19 protein-coding genes are annotated in these 18,319 nt (G+C 37.9%); 12 read left to right on the top strand and 7 right to left on the bottom strand.

Translation table 11 applies throughout. From position 1 onward, the window contains the following. Window positions 1-26 precede the first annotated feature (26 nt). Genes ACH3O9_RS16555 through ACH3O9_RS16580 form a run of 6 tightly spaced genes read left to right on the top strand, consistent with a single transcriptional unit; the run spans window position 27 to window position 5,421 of the window. Window positions 27-1,241 (top strand): ABC transporter substrate-binding protein, encoded by a 1,215-nt coding sequence (locus ACH3O9_RS16555; RefSeq protein ID WP_416442264.1) that lies wholly within the window; start codon window positions 27-29, stop codon window positions 1,239-1,241. Further along, window positions 1,228-2,256, top strand: coding sequence for an iron chelate uptake ABC transporter family permease subunit (locus ACH3O9_RS16560; protein WP_416442265.1), 1,029 nt, complete (start codon window positions 1,228-1,230; stop codon window positions 2,254-2,256). Before ACH3O9_RS16555 ends, ACH3O9_RS16560 begins: the two co-directional genes overlap by 14 nt. Then, window positions 2,257-3,072: an ABC transporter ATP-binding protein gene (locus ACH3O9_RS16565; RefSeq protein ID WP_416442266.1), complete on the top strand. Its 816-nt coding sequence runs from the start codon at window positions 2,257-2,259 to the stop codon at window positions 3,070-3,072. Between the two features lie 57 nt (window positions 3,073-3,129). Continuing rightward, on the top strand, window positions 3,130-4,488 hold the full coding sequence (gene rmuC, locus ACH3O9_RS16570) for a DNA recombination protein RmuC (protein WP_416442267.1): 1,359 nt from the start codon (window positions 3,130-3,132) through the stop codon (window positions 4,486-4,488). A 9-nt stretch (window positions 4,489-4,497) separates the two neighbouring features. Then, window positions 4,498-4,866: a 6-phosphogluconate dehydrogenase gene (locus tag ACH3O9_RS16575; RefSeq protein ID WP_416442268.1), complete on the top strand. Its 369-nt coding sequence runs from the start codon at window positions 4,498-4,500 to the stop codon at window positions 4,864-4,866. Next, complete coding sequence (locus ACH3O9_RS16580; RefSeq protein ID WP_416442269.1) at window positions 4,867-5,421, top strand: acyl-CoA thioesterase; 555 nt, start codon at window positions 4,867-4,869, stop codon at window positions 5,419-5,421. Window positions 5,422-5,470: 49 nt separating this feature from the next. Here ACH3O9_RS16580 and ACH3O9_RS16585 read toward each other — a convergent pair whose 3' ends face one another. From ACH3O9_RS16585 to rpmH, 3 genes are all read right to left on the bottom strand, one after another. Then, window positions 5,471-6,064 (bottom strand): T9SS type A sorting domain-containing protein, encoded by a 594-nt coding sequence (locus tag ACH3O9_RS16585; RefSeq protein ID WP_416442270.1) that lies wholly within the window; start codon window positions 6,062-6,064, stop codon window positions 5,471-5,473. Between the two features lie 125 nt (window positions 6,065-6,189). Continuing rightward, the gene (gene carB / locus ACH3O9_RS16590) at window positions 6,190-9,042 is read right to left on the bottom strand and encodes a carbamoyl-phosphate synthase large subunit (RefSeq protein WP_416442271.1); all 2,853 of its coding nucleotides are present in this window, start codon (window positions 9,040-9,042) and stop codon (window positions 6,190-6,192) included. 106 nt (window positions 9,043-9,148) lie between these two features. Further along, complete coding sequence (rpmH, locus tag ACH3O9_RS16595) at window positions 9,149-9,307, bottom strand: 50S ribosomal protein L34 (RefSeq protein WP_009779854.1); 159 nt, start codon at window positions 9,305-9,307, stop codon at window positions 9,149-9,151. Window positions 9,308-9,545: 238 nt separating this feature from the next. On the opposite strand from rpmH, the gene ACH3O9_RS16600 reads away from it, so the two are divergent. Together ACH3O9_RS16600 and ACH3O9_RS16605 are read left to right on the top strand one after the other, a co-directional pair. Further along, window positions 9,546-10,103 carry a DUF2892 domain-containing protein gene (locus ACH3O9_RS16600; RefSeq protein WP_416442272.1) on the top strand — a complete coding sequence of 186 codons (558 nt, stop codon included), beginning with the start codon at window positions 9,546-9,548 and terminating at the stop codon, window positions 10,101-10,103. A 234-nt stretch (window positions 10,104-10,337) separates the two neighbouring features. Next, a complete protein-coding gene (locus ACH3O9_RS16605) occupies window positions 10,338-11,048 on the top strand; it encodes a TlpA family protein disulfide reductase (protein ID WP_416442273.1) in 711 nt (236 codons plus the stop codon). Window positions 11,049-11,087: 39 nt separating this feature from the next. Here the strand turns inward: ACH3O9_RS16605 and ACH3O9_RS16610 are convergent, their stop codons facing one another. Continuing rightward, complete coding sequence (locus ACH3O9_RS16610) at window positions 11,088-12,023, bottom strand: lytic transglycosylase domain-containing protein (RefSeq protein WP_416442274.1); 936 nt, start codon at window positions 12,021-12,023, stop codon at window positions 11,088-11,090. A 32-nt stretch (window positions 12,024-12,055) separates the two neighbouring features. Continuing rightward, window positions 12,056-12,709 (bottom strand): alpha/beta fold hydrolase, encoded by a 654-nt coding sequence (locus ACH3O9_RS16615; RefSeq protein WP_416442275.1) that lies wholly within the window; start codon window positions 12,707-12,709, stop codon window positions 12,056-12,058. A gap of 153 nt (window positions 12,710-12,862) precedes the next feature. Here ACH3O9_RS16615 and ACH3O9_RS16620 point away from each other — a divergent pair, with 153 nt between their 5' ends. After that, on the top strand, window positions 12,863-13,162 hold the full coding sequence (locus ACH3O9_RS16620) for a GNAT family N-acetyltransferase (RefSeq protein WP_416442276.1): 300 nt from the start codon (window positions 12,863-12,865) through the stop codon (window positions 13,160-13,162). 53 nt (window positions 13,163-13,215) lie between these two features. On the opposite strand, the gene mtaB is transcribed toward ACH3O9_RS16620, so the two are convergent. Then, window positions 13,216-14,559, bottom strand: a complete 1,344-nt coding sequence (mtaB, locus tag ACH3O9_RS16625) for a tRNA (N(6)-L-threonylcarbamoyladenosine(37)-C(2))-methylthiotransferase MtaB (RefSeq protein WP_416442277.1) — start codon at window positions 14,557-14,559, stop codon at window positions 13,216-13,218. 243 nt (window positions 14,560-14,802) lie between these two features. Here mtaB and ACH3O9_RS16630 point away from each other — a divergent pair, with 243 nt between their 5' ends. The 3 genes from ACH3O9_RS16630 to ACH3O9_RS16640 all read left to right on the top strand — a co-directional run bounded on the left by ACH3O9_RS16630 (window position 14,803) and on the right by ACH3O9_RS16640 (window position 17,082). Continuing rightward, window positions 14,803-15,000 (top strand): four helix bundle protein, encoded by a 198-nt coding sequence (locus tag ACH3O9_RS16630; protein WP_416446716.1) that lies wholly within the window; start codon window positions 14,803-14,805, stop codon window positions 14,998-15,000. 75 nt (window positions 15,001-15,075) lie between these two features. After that, window positions 15,076-16,716 carry an ABC transporter substrate-binding protein gene (locus ACH3O9_RS16635; protein WP_416442278.1) on the top strand — a complete coding sequence of 547 codons (1,641 nt, stop codon included), beginning with the start codon at window positions 15,076-15,078 and terminating at the stop codon, window positions 16,714-16,716. A 99-nt stretch (window positions 16,717-16,815) separates the two neighbouring features. Continuing rightward, window positions 16,816-17,082, top strand: a complete 267-nt coding sequence (locus ACH3O9_RS16640) for a hypothetical protein (protein WP_416442279.1) — start codon at window positions 16,816-16,818, stop codon at window positions 17,080-17,082. Window positions 17,083-17,098: 16 nt separating this feature from the next. On the opposite strand, the gene ACH3O9_RS16645 is transcribed toward ACH3O9_RS16640, so the two are convergent. Then, a complete protein-coding gene (locus ACH3O9_RS16645) occupies window positions 17,099-18,277 on the bottom strand; it encodes a GlmU family protein (protein WP_416442280.1) in 1,179 nt (392 codons plus the stop codon). Window positions 18,278-18,319: the final 42 nt, after the last annotated feature.

Raw genomic sequence — 18,319 nt, forward strand, 5'->3', positions numbered from 1 at the left:
GAGCGATGAGAAAATCTGATTTTTCAATGAAAAAAAACACTAGCATTTTAAAAACCAATAATATCCCGCAACCAAAACGGCTTAGATTTTCCGAATTTTTGGCATTTAAAACCGGTTTATTAATACTCCTGATCGGTTTTTCATCCTGTAAGCAAGGCGAAAAAGACACAACTCCTCTGGCTGCTTCTGCTCAAAAAGTCAATATTAATTACGCCGAAGGATTTTCGATCACAGATTATGGCGATTACAAAATACTGGCAGTAACCGAAGCTTTTCCCGGCAGTGATCAGGTTTATAATTATGCATTGGTGAAACCCGGAAAATCGGTGCCTGACAGCTTAAAAATTGACGCTACCATTCAAATTCCGGTGCAACGAATTGTGGTCACTTCTACTACCCACATTCCGTCTCTGGACATGTTGGGCGTAGAAAATACGCTGGTGGGTTTTCCAAATCTCGATTATATTTCTTCGCAAAAAACCCGTGACCGTATCGCTCTAGGCGAAATACAGGAACTGGGACAAAACGAGTCGATCAATACCGAAACCACCATCAACCTCGATCCAGATGTAGTGGTGTGCTTTGGGGTGGAAGGACAGAATAAATCTCTGAATTCTTTACAGCGCGCCCATATTCCAGTATTGTATAACGGAGATTGGGTTGAACACTCGCCCTTGGGCAAGGCAGAATGGATCAAATTTTTTGGGGCACTTTATAACAAGCAGGAGCTGGCCGATTCGCTTTTTAATAGCATCGCCACCCAATATGAAGAGGCAAAGAAACTTTCACTTCAAGCGAAAGAAAAACCTACCGTTTTAAGTGGATCGCTATTTAAAGATGTCTGGTATTTGCCGCACGGCGATAGCTGGGCCGCCCAATTGATCGCTGATGCCAATGCCGATTATTTGTATAAAAACACCCAGGGAACCGGCAGTATTGCTTTGAGTCTGGAAGAAGTGCTGGATACCGGACAACAAGCTGATTTCTGGATTGCCCCAAATGCTTTTGAATCTTATGCTGAACTGGAAAATGCCAACCCGGTGTATAGCAAATTCAAAGCTTTTCAGGAGAAAAAGATTTACGGTTTTGCTTCCGCGAAAGGAGAAACAGGCGGACTCATTTATTACGAACTTGCACCTAATAGACCCGATTGGGTATTGCAGGATCTGGTGCATATTTTTCATCCCAATCTCCTCCCCGATTACGAACCTCATTTTTTTAAACCCCTTGCAGAACACTAAAAAACATACGCTGGCTTTTATCATCCTAAGTCTCCTGTTGGTGGTGGTTTTTTTGACCAACATCAGTTTAGGATCAGTAAGAATTCCCCTTTCCGAAGTTTTTACCGCGCTTAGCGGAGGTACAAGCAGTAAAGAATCCTGGAACTATATTTTAATCGATTATCGTCTGCCCAAAGCGCTGGCTGCCATTCTTACCGGCAGCGGACTTGCAGTTGCCGGCCTGATGATGCAAACCCTTTTTAAGAATCCACTAGCGGGTCCTTTTGTCCTGGGAATTAGTAGCGGTGCCAGTTTAGGTGTGGCAATCTTAATTTTAGGAGCGGGTTTTTTCGGGTTTTCAGCCAGTTTAATTTCCGGAAGCTGGGGTGCAATAATTGCTGCCAGTTTGGGAAGTTTTTTGGTGTTGAGCATCGTTATTCTCGTCGCTTCCCGGGTACAGGATGCCATGGCACTACTTATCATCGGTTTGATGTTTGGAAGTCTTACCGCTGCTGTAGTAAGTATTCTGGCCTATTTTAGTCCGGCAGAAGAATTACAGCGTTATATCTTTTGGTCGTTTGGTAGTCTAGGAGATATTTCATGGAAGGCAATGGGCGTGCTTTCGCTTTGCTATTTAACCGGGATTATACTTTCCATTTTCACTTTAAAAAACCTGAATAGTTTATTGCTGGGCGATGCCTATGCAAAAACAATGGGCGTACACCTTAAAAAAAGCAGATTTTTAATAATAATCGCCACCAGTATTCTAGCCGGGAGTTTAACCGCTTTTACGGGGCCAATTGCTTTTGTAGGACTGGCGGTTCCTCATTTGATCAGGCAGTGGTTTAATTCGGCCAATCATTGGGTGTTGATGCCTGCCTGTATGTTGGGCGGAGCTTTGCTGATGTTGATTTGTGACAGCATTGCACAGGCGCCCTTCAGTCATTATACCTTACCCATTAATGCGATAACTTCCCTGGTAGGAGCGCCCGTGGTAATCTGGCTTTTGGTTCGAAAAAAGAAATTGTTGTTTTAGATGGAAAAGGACAAAAAATCAGGCAATTTCAATCAAAAATCGGTTTTAAAGACCAAAAATCTGGTAATTGGTTATTCCGCTAAAGCGAAAGAAAAAGTCATTGCGGAAACTATCAATATCGATTTACAAGCAGGAAACCTCATAGGTTTGATAGGCGTAAATGGTTCAGGAAAATCGACGCTCATCCGGACGCTATCAGGCTTACAGGAAAAGTTGGGTGGGACTATTTTTTTAAGTAATGAAAAGAAACTCGAACAAATTTCTGCTGAAAATCGCTCGCGAATTATTAGTGTGGTTTTAACAGGACAGGCGATTTCAAAAAACCTCAGTGTGTTTGAACTGGTCGCTTTAGGCAGACAACCCTACACCAACTGGCTGGGGAAACTTTCGCTTACCGATATTCAAATTATTGAAGATGCACTAGCCGCAACCGAATTACAAGAATTAAAATACGACAAGTGCCACACCTTAAGCGACGGGCAGTTACAACGTGCACTGATCGCCAGAGCGTTGGCGCAAGACACAGATTTGATTATCCTTGATGAACCCACCACCCATCTAGACCTGCATCATAAAGCTTCCGTTTTGTCCTTGCTGAAAAATATCTGCAAGCAAACCTCCAAAACTATTTTATTTTCTACCCATGATATTGAGTTGGTGCTTCCGCTTTGCGATCAATTAATCGTGATGCAGGATAAAAAAGTGGTAACCAACACGCCCAAAAAGTTGATTGAAGATGATGTATTTTCCCATCTCTTTCCTGAAAATACAATTGGTTTTGATAAAAAAACTCAGCGTTTTTTTCTTAAAAAATAAGAAAACCAGCGACCTAAAACTCGAGGCCAAATCTTTATCTTTGGCAAAAACGCCTAGATGAGTGATTTAACCATATCCCTGATTATTGCTGCAGTTTGCCTGATTTTTGGCATTGCAACGGGATATTTCATCGCTTATTTAAAAGGCAGAACGGAGACAAAAACTCTGGGAGAACGGCTCAAACACCAGCTTATACAACTGCAACGGTTAGAAAAAACCCTTTTAGAAAATACCGATGAACGCAATAATCTGCTCAGCGAAATAAGCAGTATTCAAACGGCACTGACTACTCGTAATGTTGAATTTGCCAATCTCAAACAGCGTATAGAGGAAAAAAATGCAGAACTGGAACAGCTGCAGGAGAAGTTTACCAAAGATTTTGAGATTGTCGCCAATAAAATCTTAGATGAAAAATCCAGCAAATTTACGTTGCAAAACAAAGAAAACCTGGATATCATCTTAAAGCCACTTCAGGAAAAAATCAACAGTTTTGAAAAAAAGGTGGAAGACACCAATAAAGAAAGTTTAGGACGACATAGCGAACTGCGGCAGCAAATTAAAGGCTTGGCAGAGCTGAACCTGCAAATGAGCAAAGATGCTGATAACCTGACCAAAGCTTTAAAGGGAGATACCAAGATGCAGGGAAATTGGGGTGAATTGATCCTGACCCGGGTGCTGGAAAAATCCGGCTTGGAACTGGGCCGGGAGTATACCTTGCAGGACAGTCACACCACGCCAGAGGGCAAACGCTTACAAACCGATGTGATCATTCATTTACCCGACGGTAAGAAAATGATCGTAGACAGCAAGGTTTCTCTGGTCGCTTTTGAGCGTTTTGTTTCCGAAGAAAATGAGACCGAAAAACTCATCTATTTAAAGCAACATATTCAGTCTATAAAACGACATGTAGACCAACTCAGCGCAAAGAATTATCAACTTTTGCTGGAAGAAAGTCCGGATACGGTTTTTATGTTTATCCCTATAGAACCCGCTTTTGCAATTGCTTCGGCTAATGCGCCTAATCTTTACGAAAAAGCTTTTGGCAAAAATGTGATCATCGTAACGCCCTCTACCCTGCTCGCAGCTCTACGCCTTGTAGATAATCTTTGGCAGAATGACCGTCAAAAAAAGAATGCCATTGCCATCGCTACGCAGGCAGGTGCTCTTTATGATTCGTTTTCAAACCTTACCGAAGAATTATTAAAAATAGGCCGCCAACTGGGAACCGTTCAAAATACCTATGAAAACTCCATGAAAAAGCTCACCGGGCGCGGAAATCTTATCAACCGGGTAGAAAAACTTCGGAAACTGGGCGCTAAAGCCAGTAAACAAATCGATCAAAAATTATTATATCGCGCCGAAGATGAGGAAACAGAAGCTTATGCAGAAGAAAATAATATTGAAGAAAACGACTAAATTAGATTTATGAAAAAAGTATTAGGAATTATTATTGGAAGCATTGTTATACTAGCCCTGGCTTTTTATGCTTTTGTATATTTTGTCACCTACAGCGAAGGTACTCGAGCTGGAGAACTGATCAAATTTAGTCATAAAGGAGTCATGGTTAAAACCTGGGAAGGGCAAATAAGTCAGGGTATTAGCGGGGCACAGATCTTTGATTTTTCGGTGCTTGATAAAAACGACGATGTGATTCAGAAACTTAAGGATTATCAAGGGAGTTATGTGAAGCTTACCTATGTAGAGCGCTACACAACTTTTTTCTTTTGGGGCGATACAAAATACTTTGTGACCGATGTAGAACAGGAAAATTCACCTCATTTCAACAGAAATTAAATGGCCGTTGATTATAAAAATATTGAAGAATCGCAGGTAACTATTTCGCAGTTAATGCTTCCCTCATACACAAATTTTAGCGGAAAGATTCACGGAGGGTACATATTATCTTTGATGGATCAAATCGCCTTTGCATGTGCTTCTAAACATTCTGGTAATTACTGTGTCACCGCCTCTGTTGATACAGTTGATTTCTTAAGCCCAATAGAAGTAGGCGAACTTGTTATTATGAAAGCTTCTGTAAATTATGTGGGACGCACCTCAATGGTGATTGGCATACGTGTAGAGGCTGAAAATATTCATAACGGAACGAAGAAACACTGCAATTCTTCCTATTTTACTATGGTTGCTAAAGACAAGGAAGGCAAAAGTGTAGCAGTACCCGGTCTTACCTTGAAATCTAAAACTGAAGTACGGCGTTTTGTAAAAAGCATGAAGCGTCAGGAAATGAAAGTTAATAGGAAAATTGAATTTAAGAGTACAGATTTTGTGTCAATCGAGAACCTTGATGAGGTTAAAAAACACAATATAATTCTGGAATATGTACCAAAATAAAAAGCCGATCAATTGATCGGCTTTTAGTATTTATTTTCTAATTAAAGAATTAGTTTTTTATTAATTTCTGAGTAAAAGAATTTGAACCATTGTCAATCTGCACAAGGTAAACACCACGTTTAAGATTGCTTACATCCATCCCGTTTCTAATACTATTTGCTCCCAAAGCTTCTCGTTTAACAACCTTACCTAAAATGTCATAAAAAGTAACATCAATACGACTTGTATTGGATCTATTCTGAAAATAGATACGATCTTTTACAGGATTAGGATATACCTTAAATGAAGGTTCTTTTTGAGAAGAAGTGCCTAAATTCTCTACTACAGATATCGTTCCCTCCATAGAATCGATATGAAAAGTGCAGTAGTAATCTATTTCTGCTACTTCTGTAAAAGTATATTCATATACAAAACCCTTTGATGAGGAAACAGACGACTGAAAATCGCTGGGAGCATCAGAATCATCACTTGCCACATCATGCGTCATAGAGTCGCCCCAAACCCACTTAACAGTGTCGCCAACCTGAATTTCTATATCAGCAGCAGCACCAACAGTTGGATCTTTCCAATCTATGGTATACGTTGTTTGCGCCCAAATAGATGCAAATGCAAAATAAACAAAAGCTAGTAAAGTAAATTTCATGCCATATAAACGTGTTTAATTTGTAACAAAATTACATGAATTTAAACTTTTAAGTCTAAAATAAGAACTACAAAATGAGTTAATTATAGTTAAAAGACTGCTTTTGTCTACTAATGTTGCAAAAATTATCGATTTAAATACATTTTTCTTCTTGAATACAGATCATAAAATGCATCATCCTTCAAACTGTCTATGAATAAAATGCTTTCACCTGTACTTTTCATTTCAGGTCCCAGCTTCTTATTTACATTAGGGAACTTATTGAATGAAAAAACGGGTTGCTTGATGGCATAACCTTCTAATTTAGGCTGAAAATTAAAATCTGTCACTTTCTTTTCTCCTAACATTATTTTAGTAGCATAATTTACATACGGTTCGCCATATGCTTTTGCAATAAATGGTACTGTACGCGATGCTCTTGGGTTAGCCTCAATAATATAAACTGTATCGTCTTTAATGGCAAACTGAATGTTGATAAGACCAACGGTATTAAGTGCCAAAGCTATTTTATGCGTGTGATCTTTAATTTGTTGCAAGACAAGGTCGCCTAAATTAAAAGGAGGTAAAAGCGCATTAGAGTCGCCAGAATGTATTCCACAGGGCTCTATGTGCTCCATGATGCCTATTATGTAAACGTTCTCACCATCACATATCGCATCAGCTTCAGCTTCTATTGCACCATCGAGATAATGGTCTAATAGCAATTTATTGTTAGGTATCTTGCGCAGTAGATCTACTACAGTTTCTTCAAGTTCGTCTTTATTGATAACAATCTTCATTCCCTGACCGCCTAATACATAAGAAGGTCGTACTAATATTGGGAAATCAAGTTTATCTGCCACAGCAAGGGCTTCTTCTGCCGTTTCTGCTACATCAAATTCAGGGTAAGGAATATTATTTTCTTTTAATAAACGAGAAAAGCTTCCTCTGTCTTCTGCAAGATCTAGTGCTTTAAAGCTCGTTCCGATTATTTTGATTCCGTAACGATCAAGCTTTTCGGCTAGTTTTAAAGCTGTTTGTCCACCTAATTGAACAATTACACCTTCCGGATTTTCGTGACGGATAATATCGTAGATATGTTCCCAAAAAACGGGTTCAAAGTATAATTTATCGGCAATATCAAAATCTGTTGAAACCGTTTCAGGATTACAATTGATCATGATCGTCTCATAACCACATTCGGCTGCAGCCAAAACTCCATGCACACAACAGTAATCAAACTCGATGCCCTGCCCTATTCTATTAGGCCCTGAGCCAAGTACAACAATCTTCTTTTTATCAGAAACCTTGCTTTCATTATCTGAGAAGCGCTCACCTGAGGCAAGTTGCATGTCGCTCTCAAAAGTAGAATAGAAATAAGGCGTTTGTGCTACAAATTCTGCTGCACAGGTATCTACCAGTTTATAAACACGATTAACTTTTAGTTCATCACGCTTATTATAAACATCGCTTTCAAGACAATCTAGCATATGAGCTATCTGTCTGTCTGCAAAACCTTTCTGCTTTGCTTCAAGAAGAAGATCTCGCGGCAGAGTGTCTATCTCGTAATTAGAAATTTCTTTCTCCAGTACATTAAGCTCTTCATATTGTTTAAGAAACCACATATCTATTTTTGTGATCTCATGAATGCGACTCAGGGGAATTCCTATTTGTATCGCATCATAGATTACAAAAACACGATCCCATGACGGGTATGTCAATTTATCTATAATGACATCATAATTGGTTTCACCTTTACCGTCTGCTCCTAAACCGTTGCGCTTAATTTCTAAAGACTGCGTGGCTTTATGAAGCGCTTCCTGAAAAGAACGACCTATACCCATTACTTCTCCTACAGATTTCATCTGCAGTCCTAGCGTACGCTCGCTACCTTCAAATTTGTCAAAATTCCACCGTGGAATTTTAACGATAACATAGTCTAATGTTGGCTCAAAAAGAGCAGAAGTAGATTTTGTAATTTGATTATCTAGTTCGTCAAGGTTATAACCTATAGCCAGTTTTGTAGCAATTTTTGCAATAGGATATCCTGTAGCTTTAGAAGCTAAAGCGGAAGATCTTGAAACTCGTGGATTGATCTCTATCGCAATTATATCTTCATTTGAGTCTGGGCTCACCGCAAACTGCACGTTACAACCGCCGGCAAAATCACCAATGCTGCGCATCATATGAATAGCCAGATCGCGCATTTTTTGATACGTCGTATCACTAAGCGTCATGGCAGGTGCTACTGTTATAGAATCACCGGTATGAATCCCCATAGGGTCCATATTCTCAATGGTACAAATGATAACAACATTATCATTTTTGTCACGTAGGAGTTCAAGTTCATATTCCTTCCAGCCTAACAGCGCCTTATCTATAAGTACCTGGTGTATAGGCGATGCCTCGAGACCTCTTGTAAGCAGCTCATCAAATTGATCTGCAGTATGTACAAAAGAAGCCCCAGAACCTCCCAGAGTAAAAGAAGGTCGTATTACAAGCGGAAAACCAAATTCCTGTGCGATTTCTTTACCGTCAAGATAACTACCAGCAATTCTAGCAGGCGCGACAGGCACACCTATTTCTGCCATTAAAGTTTTAAACTTATCGCGATCTTCAGTAATATTTATAGCGTCAATATCAACACCTATAAGTTTTACATCAAAATCTGCCCAAATACCTTTTTCATCTGCTTCTATACAAAGATTCAAAGCAGTTTGCCCTCCCATAGTAGGCAATACAGCATCAATCTGGGGGTGCTCTTTTAGTATTTTTACAATAGATTTTGTAGTAAGAGGCAATAGATATACATGATCTGCCATCGCAGGATCTGTCATTATAGTTGCCGGATTAGAATTGATCAAAATGGTCTCAATACCATCTTCACGCAAAGAACGTAAAGATTGAGATCCGGCGTAGTCAAATTCGCAGGCCTGGCCAATTACTATAGGTCCAGAACCAATAATCAAAACAGATTTTAGGTTGTGATTTTTAGGCATTATAAGCTTAGATTAACGGGTTTGGTCAAAAATACGTGTGGAAAGGTTATAAAAAAAGGTGTTACTAATAATAGTAACACCTTTATTTCAAACGGTAAAAAAACCATTATTTTTTATGTCTTAGCTCAGAAGATACAGATATTCTCTTTCTACCTTTGGCTCTTCGGCGGGCTAATACTTTACGGCCGTTAGCAGACGCCATACGCTCGCGAAAACCGTGCTTATTTCTTCTTTTTCTTTTTGAAGGTTGAAACGTTCTTTTCATTTTGTATCTTCTTTTATCTTCCTAAACTTTCTTATCATTTATTTTAGGAGCTACCCTCCCAAAAGCTGGGCGCAAATATACAAAGAGTTTTTACTTACCCAAACGGAAAGTTTAAAATATTTTTGATACTTTTTAGTACCTTTGCCAGCCGCTAAACTAATCTAAGTGAGAAGCTGTATAAAATCGTTTAAAGATAAGCCCTCCTTATTATATTAAATCAATTATTTAAACCCAAAGAATGTTTAATAAAAATATCAAGATTGTACTCTTTGTAATCGTTTTAGGCCTTGCGATCTGGCAATTTATAGAACGAGAAATAGGTAACGGAATTATGCTGGTTCTGCTTTCAGCTATATTTGTGTTGCTTTATTTTAAAAACGAAATTATCATTCTCGCTTTCCTGAGATTGAGAAAGCAGGATTTTCCCGGTGCTCAAAAGTGGCTGGCAAAAATAAAGAATCCTGAAACCGCACTTGTGCGCAAGCAGCAAGGCTACTATAACTACCTGCAAGGACTTATGGTTTCTCAAACAAATATCTCTCAGGCAGAAAAATATTTTAAGAAAGCTGTAAACCTGGGTTTAAGTATGGATACAGATCTCGCTATGGCGAAAATGAATCTTGCTGGTATCGCTATGACCAAAAACAGAAAACGCGAAGCAGAATTACTTCTCGCCGAAGCTAAAAAACTAGACAAGCATAATATGCTAGACGATCAAATTAAGATGATGAAGCAGCAAATGAAAAAAGCTGCTGGTGCACCCAGACAACAATACGGGCGAGGCGGTCGTCGCTAAAAAACCTTTCTTAAAACCCGATTTTTATATTAAAAAATCGGGTTTTTTGTGCCCAAAATCGAAATAAAATATGTCGCTTTATATTTTTAGGCATCAATTATTGACATCTCACAAATAGTTATGAGCGGCTATTATTAGGCGCTTTCAGGCATTTTAACGATTTTTTAAGGCTGTTAGCGAAAACATTTTCGTTCCTTTTATCATATCCGTAATCTTGTATTATAAGATGCGTGTATGCAGAAATTTTTACTTCTCTCCTTTCTCTTTACAATTGCAATCTCTAGCTCTCAGGAAATAGAAGAAGATTCTATGCTCTTTTCAGAAGCGCTTGAACTTTATCTTGATGATTATAATCAACAGGCAGACATTGCTCTTCAAAATGGAAATCTGGAATACGCTAAAAATCTTTTTGACACATTAGTAAGCAATCATCTTGAGAATACGTATCTCGACAAACTTAATTTTGAAGGTTATAAAAATTTTTTAAGCTCAACAGATGATTTTGATAAGCCTACAATAATTCTTACTTACACATCATGGTGCATCCCAAGTAAAGGGGAAATTCCCGCTTTAAATGCACTTGCTAATAAATACAGCGACCTCATGAATTTCGTGGTTTTATATTGGGATAAGAAGGAAGTTGTAAAAGCAATGGCAAAACAATTTGACCAGTGTATAGACATTGTTTACGTAGATGAGAGACAGAATAAACACATGCAAACTATAAATCTTTTAAAGAATGCATTAGGATTGCAACTCTGCTTTGTTCTCTCTGCTAGTGGCGAAATTCTGGATATTAACAGAAGACCTCCTAATTATCTTAACGATTCAGAAGAAGATTCTTTAGCGCGCAACGTATCTTTTATATCAGAACAAGTCGCTGCTGTTTATCTTGATCTCAATATCAACATCAACGACCTGCCAGAATCTTTAGTTACATTTTAATTTTTCCTTTTCGCTGAAGGCAAAATTAAAAAACAAGTTTTACTGCCCTACGCTATAATTGTAATAACCTTTTTTAGGAATTTTAATAAAGTATTCTTTACGCGAGCTATTGTTTAAATGATCCTCACGTAACCAGGGATTATGCAACTTTAGAAGTTTGTAATTAATCCCAAATCCCTGCGCAAATTTGACGAAATCTGTTACTGCGGTATCAACCCGCACTTCGTAAGTTGGCACCTCAGTATATAAATCCTGCTGTCTATAATTAAAACCAAATTTTACGGGATCTGAAAGAATTTCTTTTAAAGCTAAAATTCTAAATACATAGCGACCGGTTTCTTCACCTAGCAATAGATCATAATAATCTGACACATCCTGATCGTCAAGACGTCTCGATATTCCCGCATTACCCGCGTTGTAAGCCGCGGCAGCCAGCGTCCAGCTACCCAGGCTTTCTTTAGATTTCTTTAAATAGTCACAGGCAGCTTTAGTTGCCATTTCAATATTGTAACGTTCATCTACATTATCATTCACCTCAAGACCAAAATCCCGTCCTGTAGAACTCAGTATCTGCCAGAAACCTGTGGCACGAGCAGGAGAAACAGCTTGTGTAAGTCCACTTTCTATTACAGCCAGATACTTAAAATCGTCTGGTATACCCTCCTCTTTTAATATAGGCTCTATGATAGGGAAATATTTATGAGCACGTTTTATAAGTAATAAACCATTAGATTGCCAGTAGGTATTCACTAACAGTTCTCGATCCATTCTCTCAACAATATCAGGATTATCAACCGGAACCGGCTCTCCTGCAAAATTTAAATTCTCAGGCAACGGCAATGCATAAACATTATAATCGTTTACAAGCTTTTGCTCAAGATTCTCATTTGTAGGTGCATCCTGTACCGCTTGTACAGAAACCGCAGTAACACCTATTAAACCTATTGCAGCTAGAATATTTTTAACATTCATCATATATCAATCTCTTGTTTTCTGCAAATTACAGATTAATTTTCTAATATTTTAGGCAGGTTTTTGTTAAACCACTTACATTTTGTGATGATCATTATGTGGGTTCCCCCTTTTACGGCAATACTTTTATTGATGTATTTATAAGGAAAAACAGGATCTGCAGTGCCATGAATGTGAATTAAATCATCAGCAGCTTCCGTCTGGTCCCAACAGATCATTTGCTCTAACGCCCATTTTAAATAAACGGGATCACTAACTGAAAGATACTTTTGATACAGTTCCATCCTCTTTTTTATTTTTTCGCCCATAGCAAATTTAGCCACTTTACGCATATCTGTAAAAATGCCCACAGGAGCAACTCGATACAAACCCAGCTTACGCGAAAATTTCATACGTCGAGGTAATTCGTATTTGGTCTTGACACTACTAATAATAATCACCTTTCTGCAAGTGATCTGTTTTGCCATTTCCTGAACCAGCACACCGCCAAAGCTTACGCCTATTAATATAGGATTTTCATATGTAATCTCGTTTATCATGCGCCCGGCATAGGCAGAAAGAGATTCCTGAGGCTCGGGTATTTTCCAGCTCAGCCAGTGAACAGAATATTTATCTGCGGGCAGCTTGATATATTCAAAAATTGAGGGATTTGCAGCCATCCCGGGCATCATATAAACTGGCGTCGTCATGCTTCAAAATTAATGGTTTAACATAGTTGAGGCTTGAATTACCGTTAAAATTTTGTAAATTTGTAGTAATTCTTGTGTTAACAATAGGTTAAACACTACTACCACCAAAAAACTTCTTAAGAGTCGAAACGAGTTTCTTAAAATCAAATATATATGGATGTAATGACAGAGATTGAATTAACCGACAATGAGTTTCTAAGGCAATTTGAAGCTACTTTTGACGGTAAACTTGCAAAAATTGAATATTCTCTTCAGGATAGAAAGATCTTTCTTACTAAAATTGCCATGCCAGAAGGTACTGAGGAGCATATGAATGATTTTATCATTACGGTATTTAACGAAGTGGAGGACAGGAATATAAGCCTTGTCCCAACAAGCCCGGAAATTGCAAAGTTCATGAGGTCTAACAGAAGGAAGTATAAGAAATTGCTTCCCGTAGGTATCAATATCTAACAATACTGTTTCAAACAAAAAAACCGGATAAATAATGTATTTATCCGGTTTTTTTATGCTAAAATCGCGCTGGTCTCATTGACAAATTCAAACCGTACCAGCCCATCGCTATCAATTTCTGTGAGTTTTATTGCGTGCAACGTGTTTACAAGCTCTGGATTCCACGGAGTTTTTACTTTTACATAATTCTCTGTAAAACCATTTATATAGCCTTCTTTATTCTCGCTTTCAAATAAAACAGTGCGTACACTTCCCAGCTGGCTTTCATAAAATGCACGACGCTTCTTAACCGAAAGTCCACGAAGCATCTTACTACGTTTCTTTCTCACATTTTGAGGAACAACACCTTCCATTCCTGCCGCAAGTGTGTTATCTCGTTCAGAATATGTAAAAACATGTAAATATGAAATATCGAGTTCACTTAAAAAACGATAAGTTTCAAGAAAATGTTCATCTGTTTCACCGGGAAATCCTACAATCACATCAACGCCAATACAAGCATGGGGCATAGTCTCTTTTATTTTTGCTACCCTGTCTATGTAAAGATCTGTTCTGTATCGTCTGCGCATTTTGCCCAGAATTTCGTCATTTCCGCTTTGCAGTGGTATATGAAAATGAGGAACAAATGCACGTGATTCTGAAACCAATTGTATGGTTTCATTTTTTAGCAAATTAGGCTCTATACTCGATATTCTTAATCGCTCAATGCCATTAACCTGATCTAACGCTTTTACCAGATCAAGAAAAGTATGATCGTGTTTTTTATTACCAAATTCACCTTTGCCGTAATCACCAATATTAACACCGGTCAATACGATTTCCTTTATATTCTGCGCAGCAATTTCAGCTGCATTTTTAATTACATTTTCTAAGGTATCGCTACGTGATATGCCACGTGCCAGAGGTATTGTGCAATAGGTACATTTATAATCGCAACCATCCTGCACTTTTAAGAAAGCTCTTGTACGATCGCCTATAGAATAAGAACCTACGTAGAAATTAGCCTCTTCTATCTCACAACTATGCACCTCACCAAAATCATTTTTAGAAAGGTCGTTAATGTAATCTGTTATTTTAAATTTTTCTGTGGCGCCTAAAACAAGATCTACACCATCAACATCTACAAGTTCTTCAGGCTTTAGCTGTGCATAACAACCTACGGCTGCTACAAAAGCATCTGCGTTTACTTTTTGCGCCTGCTTTACTATGCTTTTAAAACGCTTGTCTGCATTCTCTGTAACACTACATGTGTTTATAACATAGATGTCTGCATTTTCAGAAAAGTCAACACGATCAAAGCCCTCATTCTCAAAACTTCTGGCAATTGTAGAAGTTTCAGAAAAATTGAGCTTACAACCCAGCGTGTAAAATGCTACTTTTTTGCGTTGTGCGACCATGGTTTCCTTGTTATCTTTTAGTTACATTTGTCATCATCCGTCATTTATCAGACAAAAATTATTAAATGCAGCCCTAAAAATTTAAGGTTGCAAAGGTAGTCACAAATATCTGAACAAGGAAACTTTCGAAAGAAGCCAGAAGATAGCAGAGGGAAGTTAAAATGTATGAATTTTAAATTTGAATCTTTTAATCTGGAGAAGGGCCATGCTTCTGAGTGAGGATATATATACGATCGCAGGTAAATTTCCGGAAAAGAAAAATTTAATCTATCTATACAAATGTGTAGGGTTGCAGACTCAATAGCCCTGAATATAGCTGAAGGTTGTATTGGACAATCAAATCCAGAATTCAGGAAATTTATGGGTTATGCAATTCGATCATTGGCTGAATTAGTTACATGTCTGCATAAAGCAAAAGGCAGAAATTATATTTCTGAATAAAAATTTAGATCTCTATATAACGATTCTTTTAATTCAATAAATATGATGGTAGCATTTAAAAAGAATATTAAATAAATGAATAAGACCCTAAAATTCACTTCTTTCTTCCTTCTTTCTTCCGTCAATGCTGTACTGACATTAGCTTTCACACTATTAACTATATCCTGTTCTCAGGAGAAAAATAAAGATCTGGAAAAGCAGGTTTTCCGTTACAATGAGCAATATAATATTGCAACTTTAGACCCGGCTTTTGCCAGAAATCCACCGATTATTTGGCCTACAAACCAGATTTTTAATGGTCTTGTACAGCAAGATGACAGTTTAAATATAATACCTGATATCGCTAAAAATTGGGCAATTAGTGATTCTTCCAGAAAATACACTTTTAACCTGCGAGATGATGTTTATTTCCATAAACACGCTCAATTTGGCAAAGACAGTACACGTACAGTAACGGCGCAGGACTTTGTGTATAGTTTTAATCGCTTAAAAGACCCAAAAGTCGCTTCGCCCGGGAGCTGGGTTTTAAGCAATGTAGCAGATTATCACGCCGAAAACGACAGTACTTTTGTTATTGATCTCAAACAGTCATTTCCTGCCTTTATAGGGCTTTTAAGTATGCGCTACTGCTCTGTGGTGCCTAAAGAGATCGTAGAGTTTTATGGTAATGAATTTAGATCGCATCCTATTGGCACGGGACCTTTTAAATTTAAGCGTTGGGAAGAAGGGGTGAAATTAGTTTTACGGAAAAACGAATTATATTTTGAAAAAGACAAAGAAGGGAATTCGCTGCCTTATCTTGAAGCGGTAGCAATAACTTTTTTGCCAGACAAACAAAGTGAGTTTTTACAGTTTGCTCAAGGCAATCTTGACCTTTTAAATAGTCTTGACCCTTCTTACAAAGATGAATTATTAACCTCTACAGGAAAGCTAAAGGAGAAATATAAAGATCGCGTAAATGTTATTACAGGCCCTTTTCTCAATACAGAATATTTGGGATTCTTTTTAGAAAGTCCCTCTAATGAAGTGCGCTCGCCTTTAATTAGAAAAGCAGTGAATTACGGGTTTGATCGCCAGAAGATGATCACTTACTTGCGTAATGGGATAGGAACTCCTGCTAATGAAGGTTTTATTCCCGAAGGTTTACCGGGCTTTGGCGATCAAAATGGTTATGAATATAATTCACAAAAAGCACTTGACTTAATTAACCAATACAAAAAAGAAAGCGGCAATAGTGAGCCGGTTATCATCATTGGCACAAACAGCCAGTATCTTGATATCTGCGAATATATTCAGCGGGAATTGGGAAAATTAGGACTTATGGTAGAAATTGATGTTATGCCTCCTTCTACCCTGCGACAGCTCAAATCAACAGGTAAACTGGATGCTTTTCGCGCAAGCTGGATTGCAGATTATCCCGATGCAGAGAATTACTTGTCTTTATATTACAGTAAGAATTTTACGCCAAGCGGGCCTAATTATACGCATTTTAAAAATACCTTATTTGACCAACTTTATGAAGCCAGTTTTGAAATAACTGATATCGCAGAGCGAAAAGAACTCTACCACAAAATGGATTCTATAATTATAGCCGAAGCTCCCGTCGTGCCGCTTTATTATGATCAGGTGGTTAAATTTGTACACAAAGATGTAAAAGGCTTAAGCCCTAATCCTCAGGATTTTTTAGTCTTAAAAAGGGTAAAGAAAACCGATTAATAAACTTATCGAGCTTTAGCTCTCTACTTACTTTCTACCTTAAAATTGTAACGTTTACTTGTAAATTCTTACTTATAGTAAAAGTAGAATAACAATCTTATGGGATTTGGAGGAGCAGTTTCAGCAATGCTTACCACGCTTAAAAATAATAAGCGAGAGCGAAAAACACGCTTTGACATCTCAACAAATAATTCAGGGAAAAATTTCAAACCTTTTGTAGATCATAAAAAATCAACTCCGGAAGGATTGAAAGCTATTAGGCTAAAACTACTGGCTGAACAAAAAGCTAAGAATAAAAAAATTGCAATTTGGTTTGGTTCAGCAATAATTCTAATACTTATCCTCCTATTTTTTCTGCTGTTCTAAAATAAATACCAGCTGCTTATCCCTTTCTAAACTTTTTTGTTTCTTCAAATACATGCTGTAAAATAGCGGCTTCCTGCTCGTCAAATTCTAAACCTCTGCGTTGCATAACTAAAGATGCTGTTTCAAAAGCTTTGTTTGTATTATAGGTTGTGAAGCCAGCGCTACCGCCCCAGCTAAAAGATGGTATGAAATTTCGCGGGAAACCGCTACCAAATATATTTGCACTTACACCTACAACTGTGCCCGTGTTAAACATTGTATTGATGCCGCATTTACTGTGATCTCCCATCATTAAACCACAAAACTGCAGGCCGGTTCTGGCAAATCCTTCAGTCTCATAATCCCAAAGTCTAACTTCGGCATAATTGTTCTTCAGGTTAGAATTATTAGTATCTGCACCTAAATTACACCATTCGCCCAATACAGAATTTCCTAAAAACCCTTCATGACCCTTATTAGAATTAGCGAATAATACCGCATTATTGATCTCTCCTCCTACTTTAGAATTAGGGCCAATGGTTGTGGGACCATAAATTTTAGCTCCCATTTTTACAACCGCTCCTTCACATAAAGCAAAACCGCCGCGAATAGCACAACCCTCCATAACCTCAGTATTTCTACCCAGATAAATAGGGCCGTTTGTAGCATTAAGAATGGCAATCTCAATTTTTGCACCTTCTTCCAGAAAAATACGATCTCTATTTATACAATGAACAGTTTCTGGAATAGGCTGAGATGTTCTGCCTGCAGTTAGCAGATCAAAATCATCTTCTAATGCTTTGGCATTTTTAGAAAAAATATCCCAGGTATGTTCTATGAAAATTAAATCATCAAAATCATACTCTATGATTTCATACTTCTCAAAATCTACTTCTTCCTGATTTTCCTGTGTATAAAATGCAATAACATCTTCGCCTAAAAAAATCGCCTGGTTTGCAGAGAGATTTTCAACCATTTCCTGCAGATTATCTGTAGGCACAAAGGCAGCATTTATCATAATATTCTCCTCAAGTTCTACCATTGGGTATTTTTGAGAGAGATATTCTTCAGTTAACGTAGAAGTAGTGATACCCAAGCGCTGCTCCCATTTCTCACGTATGGTTAAAATCCCAATACGTATATCTGCTACAGGCCGGGTGAACGTAAAAGGAAGTAAATGATTGCGTGACGGACCGTCAAAAAGTATATAATTCATGATGTTTTGCCTAATTAAGGCTGCAAAGGTAAGTAAATTGAT

The organism is Leeuwenhoekiella sp. A16, assembly GCF_047946675.1.
Classification (GTDB): Bacteria; Bacteroidota; Bacteroidia; order Flavobacteriales; family Flavobacteriaceae; genus Leeuwenhoekiella.

Bases quoted from the DNA above. Each gene is read 5' to 3' on its own strand.
- ACH3O9_RS16600 (WP_416442272.1), top strand. From the start codon at position 9,546: ATGTTTAATAAAAATATCAAGATTGTACTCTTTGTAATCGTTTTAGGC.
- carB (WP_416442271.1), bottom strand. From the start codon at position 9,042: ATGCCTAAAAATCACAACCTAAAATCTGTTTTGATTATTGGTTCTGGA.
- ACH3O9_RS16565 (WP_416442266.1), top strand. From the start codon at position 2,257: ATGGAAAAGGACAAAAAATCAGGCAATTTCAATCAAAAATCGGTTTTA.
- ACH3O9_RS16580 (WP_416442269.1), top strand. From the start codon at position 4,867: ATGGCCGTTGATTATAAAAATATTGAAGAATCGCAGGTAACTATTTCG.
- mtaB (WP_416442277.1), bottom strand. From the start codon at position 14,559: ATGGTCGCACAACGCAAAAAAGTAGCATTTTACACGCTGGGTTGTAAG.
- ACH3O9_RS16615 (WP_416442275.1), bottom strand. From the start codon at position 12,709: ATGACGACGCCAGTTTATATGATGCCCGGGATGGCTGCAAATCCCTCA.
- ACH3O9_RS16640 (WP_416442279.1), top strand. From the start codon at position 16,816: ATGGGATTTGGAGGAGCAGTTTCAGCAATGCTTACCACGCTTAAAAAT.
- ACH3O9_RS16605 (WP_416442273.1), top strand. From the start codon at position 10,338: ATGCAGAAATTTTTACTTCTCTCCTTTCTCTTTACAATTGCAATCTCT.
- ACH3O9_RS16585 (WP_416442270.1), bottom strand. From the start codon at position 6,064: ATGAAATTTACTTTACTAGCTTTTGTTTATTTTGCATTTGCATCTATT.
- ACH3O9_RS16575 (WP_416442268.1), top strand. From the start codon at position 4,498: ATGAAAAAAGTATTAGGAATTATTATTGGAAGCATTGTTATACTAGCC.
- ACH3O9_RS16555 (WP_416442264.1), top strand. From the start codon at position 27: ATGAAAAAAAACACTAGCATTTTAAAAACCAATAATATCCCGCAACCA.
- ACH3O9_RS16610 (WP_416442274.1), bottom strand. From the start codon at position 12,023: ATGATGAATGTTAAAAATATTCTAGCTGCAATAGGTTTAATAGGTGTT.
- ACH3O9_RS16645 (WP_416442280.1), bottom strand. From the start codon at position 18,277: ATGAATTATATACTTTTTGACGGTCCGTCACGCAATCATTTACTTCCT.
- ACH3O9_RS16635 (WP_416442278.1), top strand. From the start codon at position 15,076: ATGAATAAGACCCTAAAATTCACTTCTTTCTTCCTTCTTTCTTCCGTC.
- rmuC (WP_416442267.1), top strand. From the start codon at position 3,130: ATGAGTGATTTAACCATATCCCTGATTATTGCTGCAGTTTGCCTGATT.
- ACH3O9_RS16620 (WP_416442276.1), top strand. From the start codon at position 12,863: ATGGATGTAATGACAGAGATTGAATTAACCGACAATGAGTTTCTAAGG.
- rpmH (WP_009779854.1), bottom strand. From the start codon at position 9,307: ATGAAAAGAACGTTTCAACCTTCAAAAAGAAAAAGAAGAAATAAGCAC.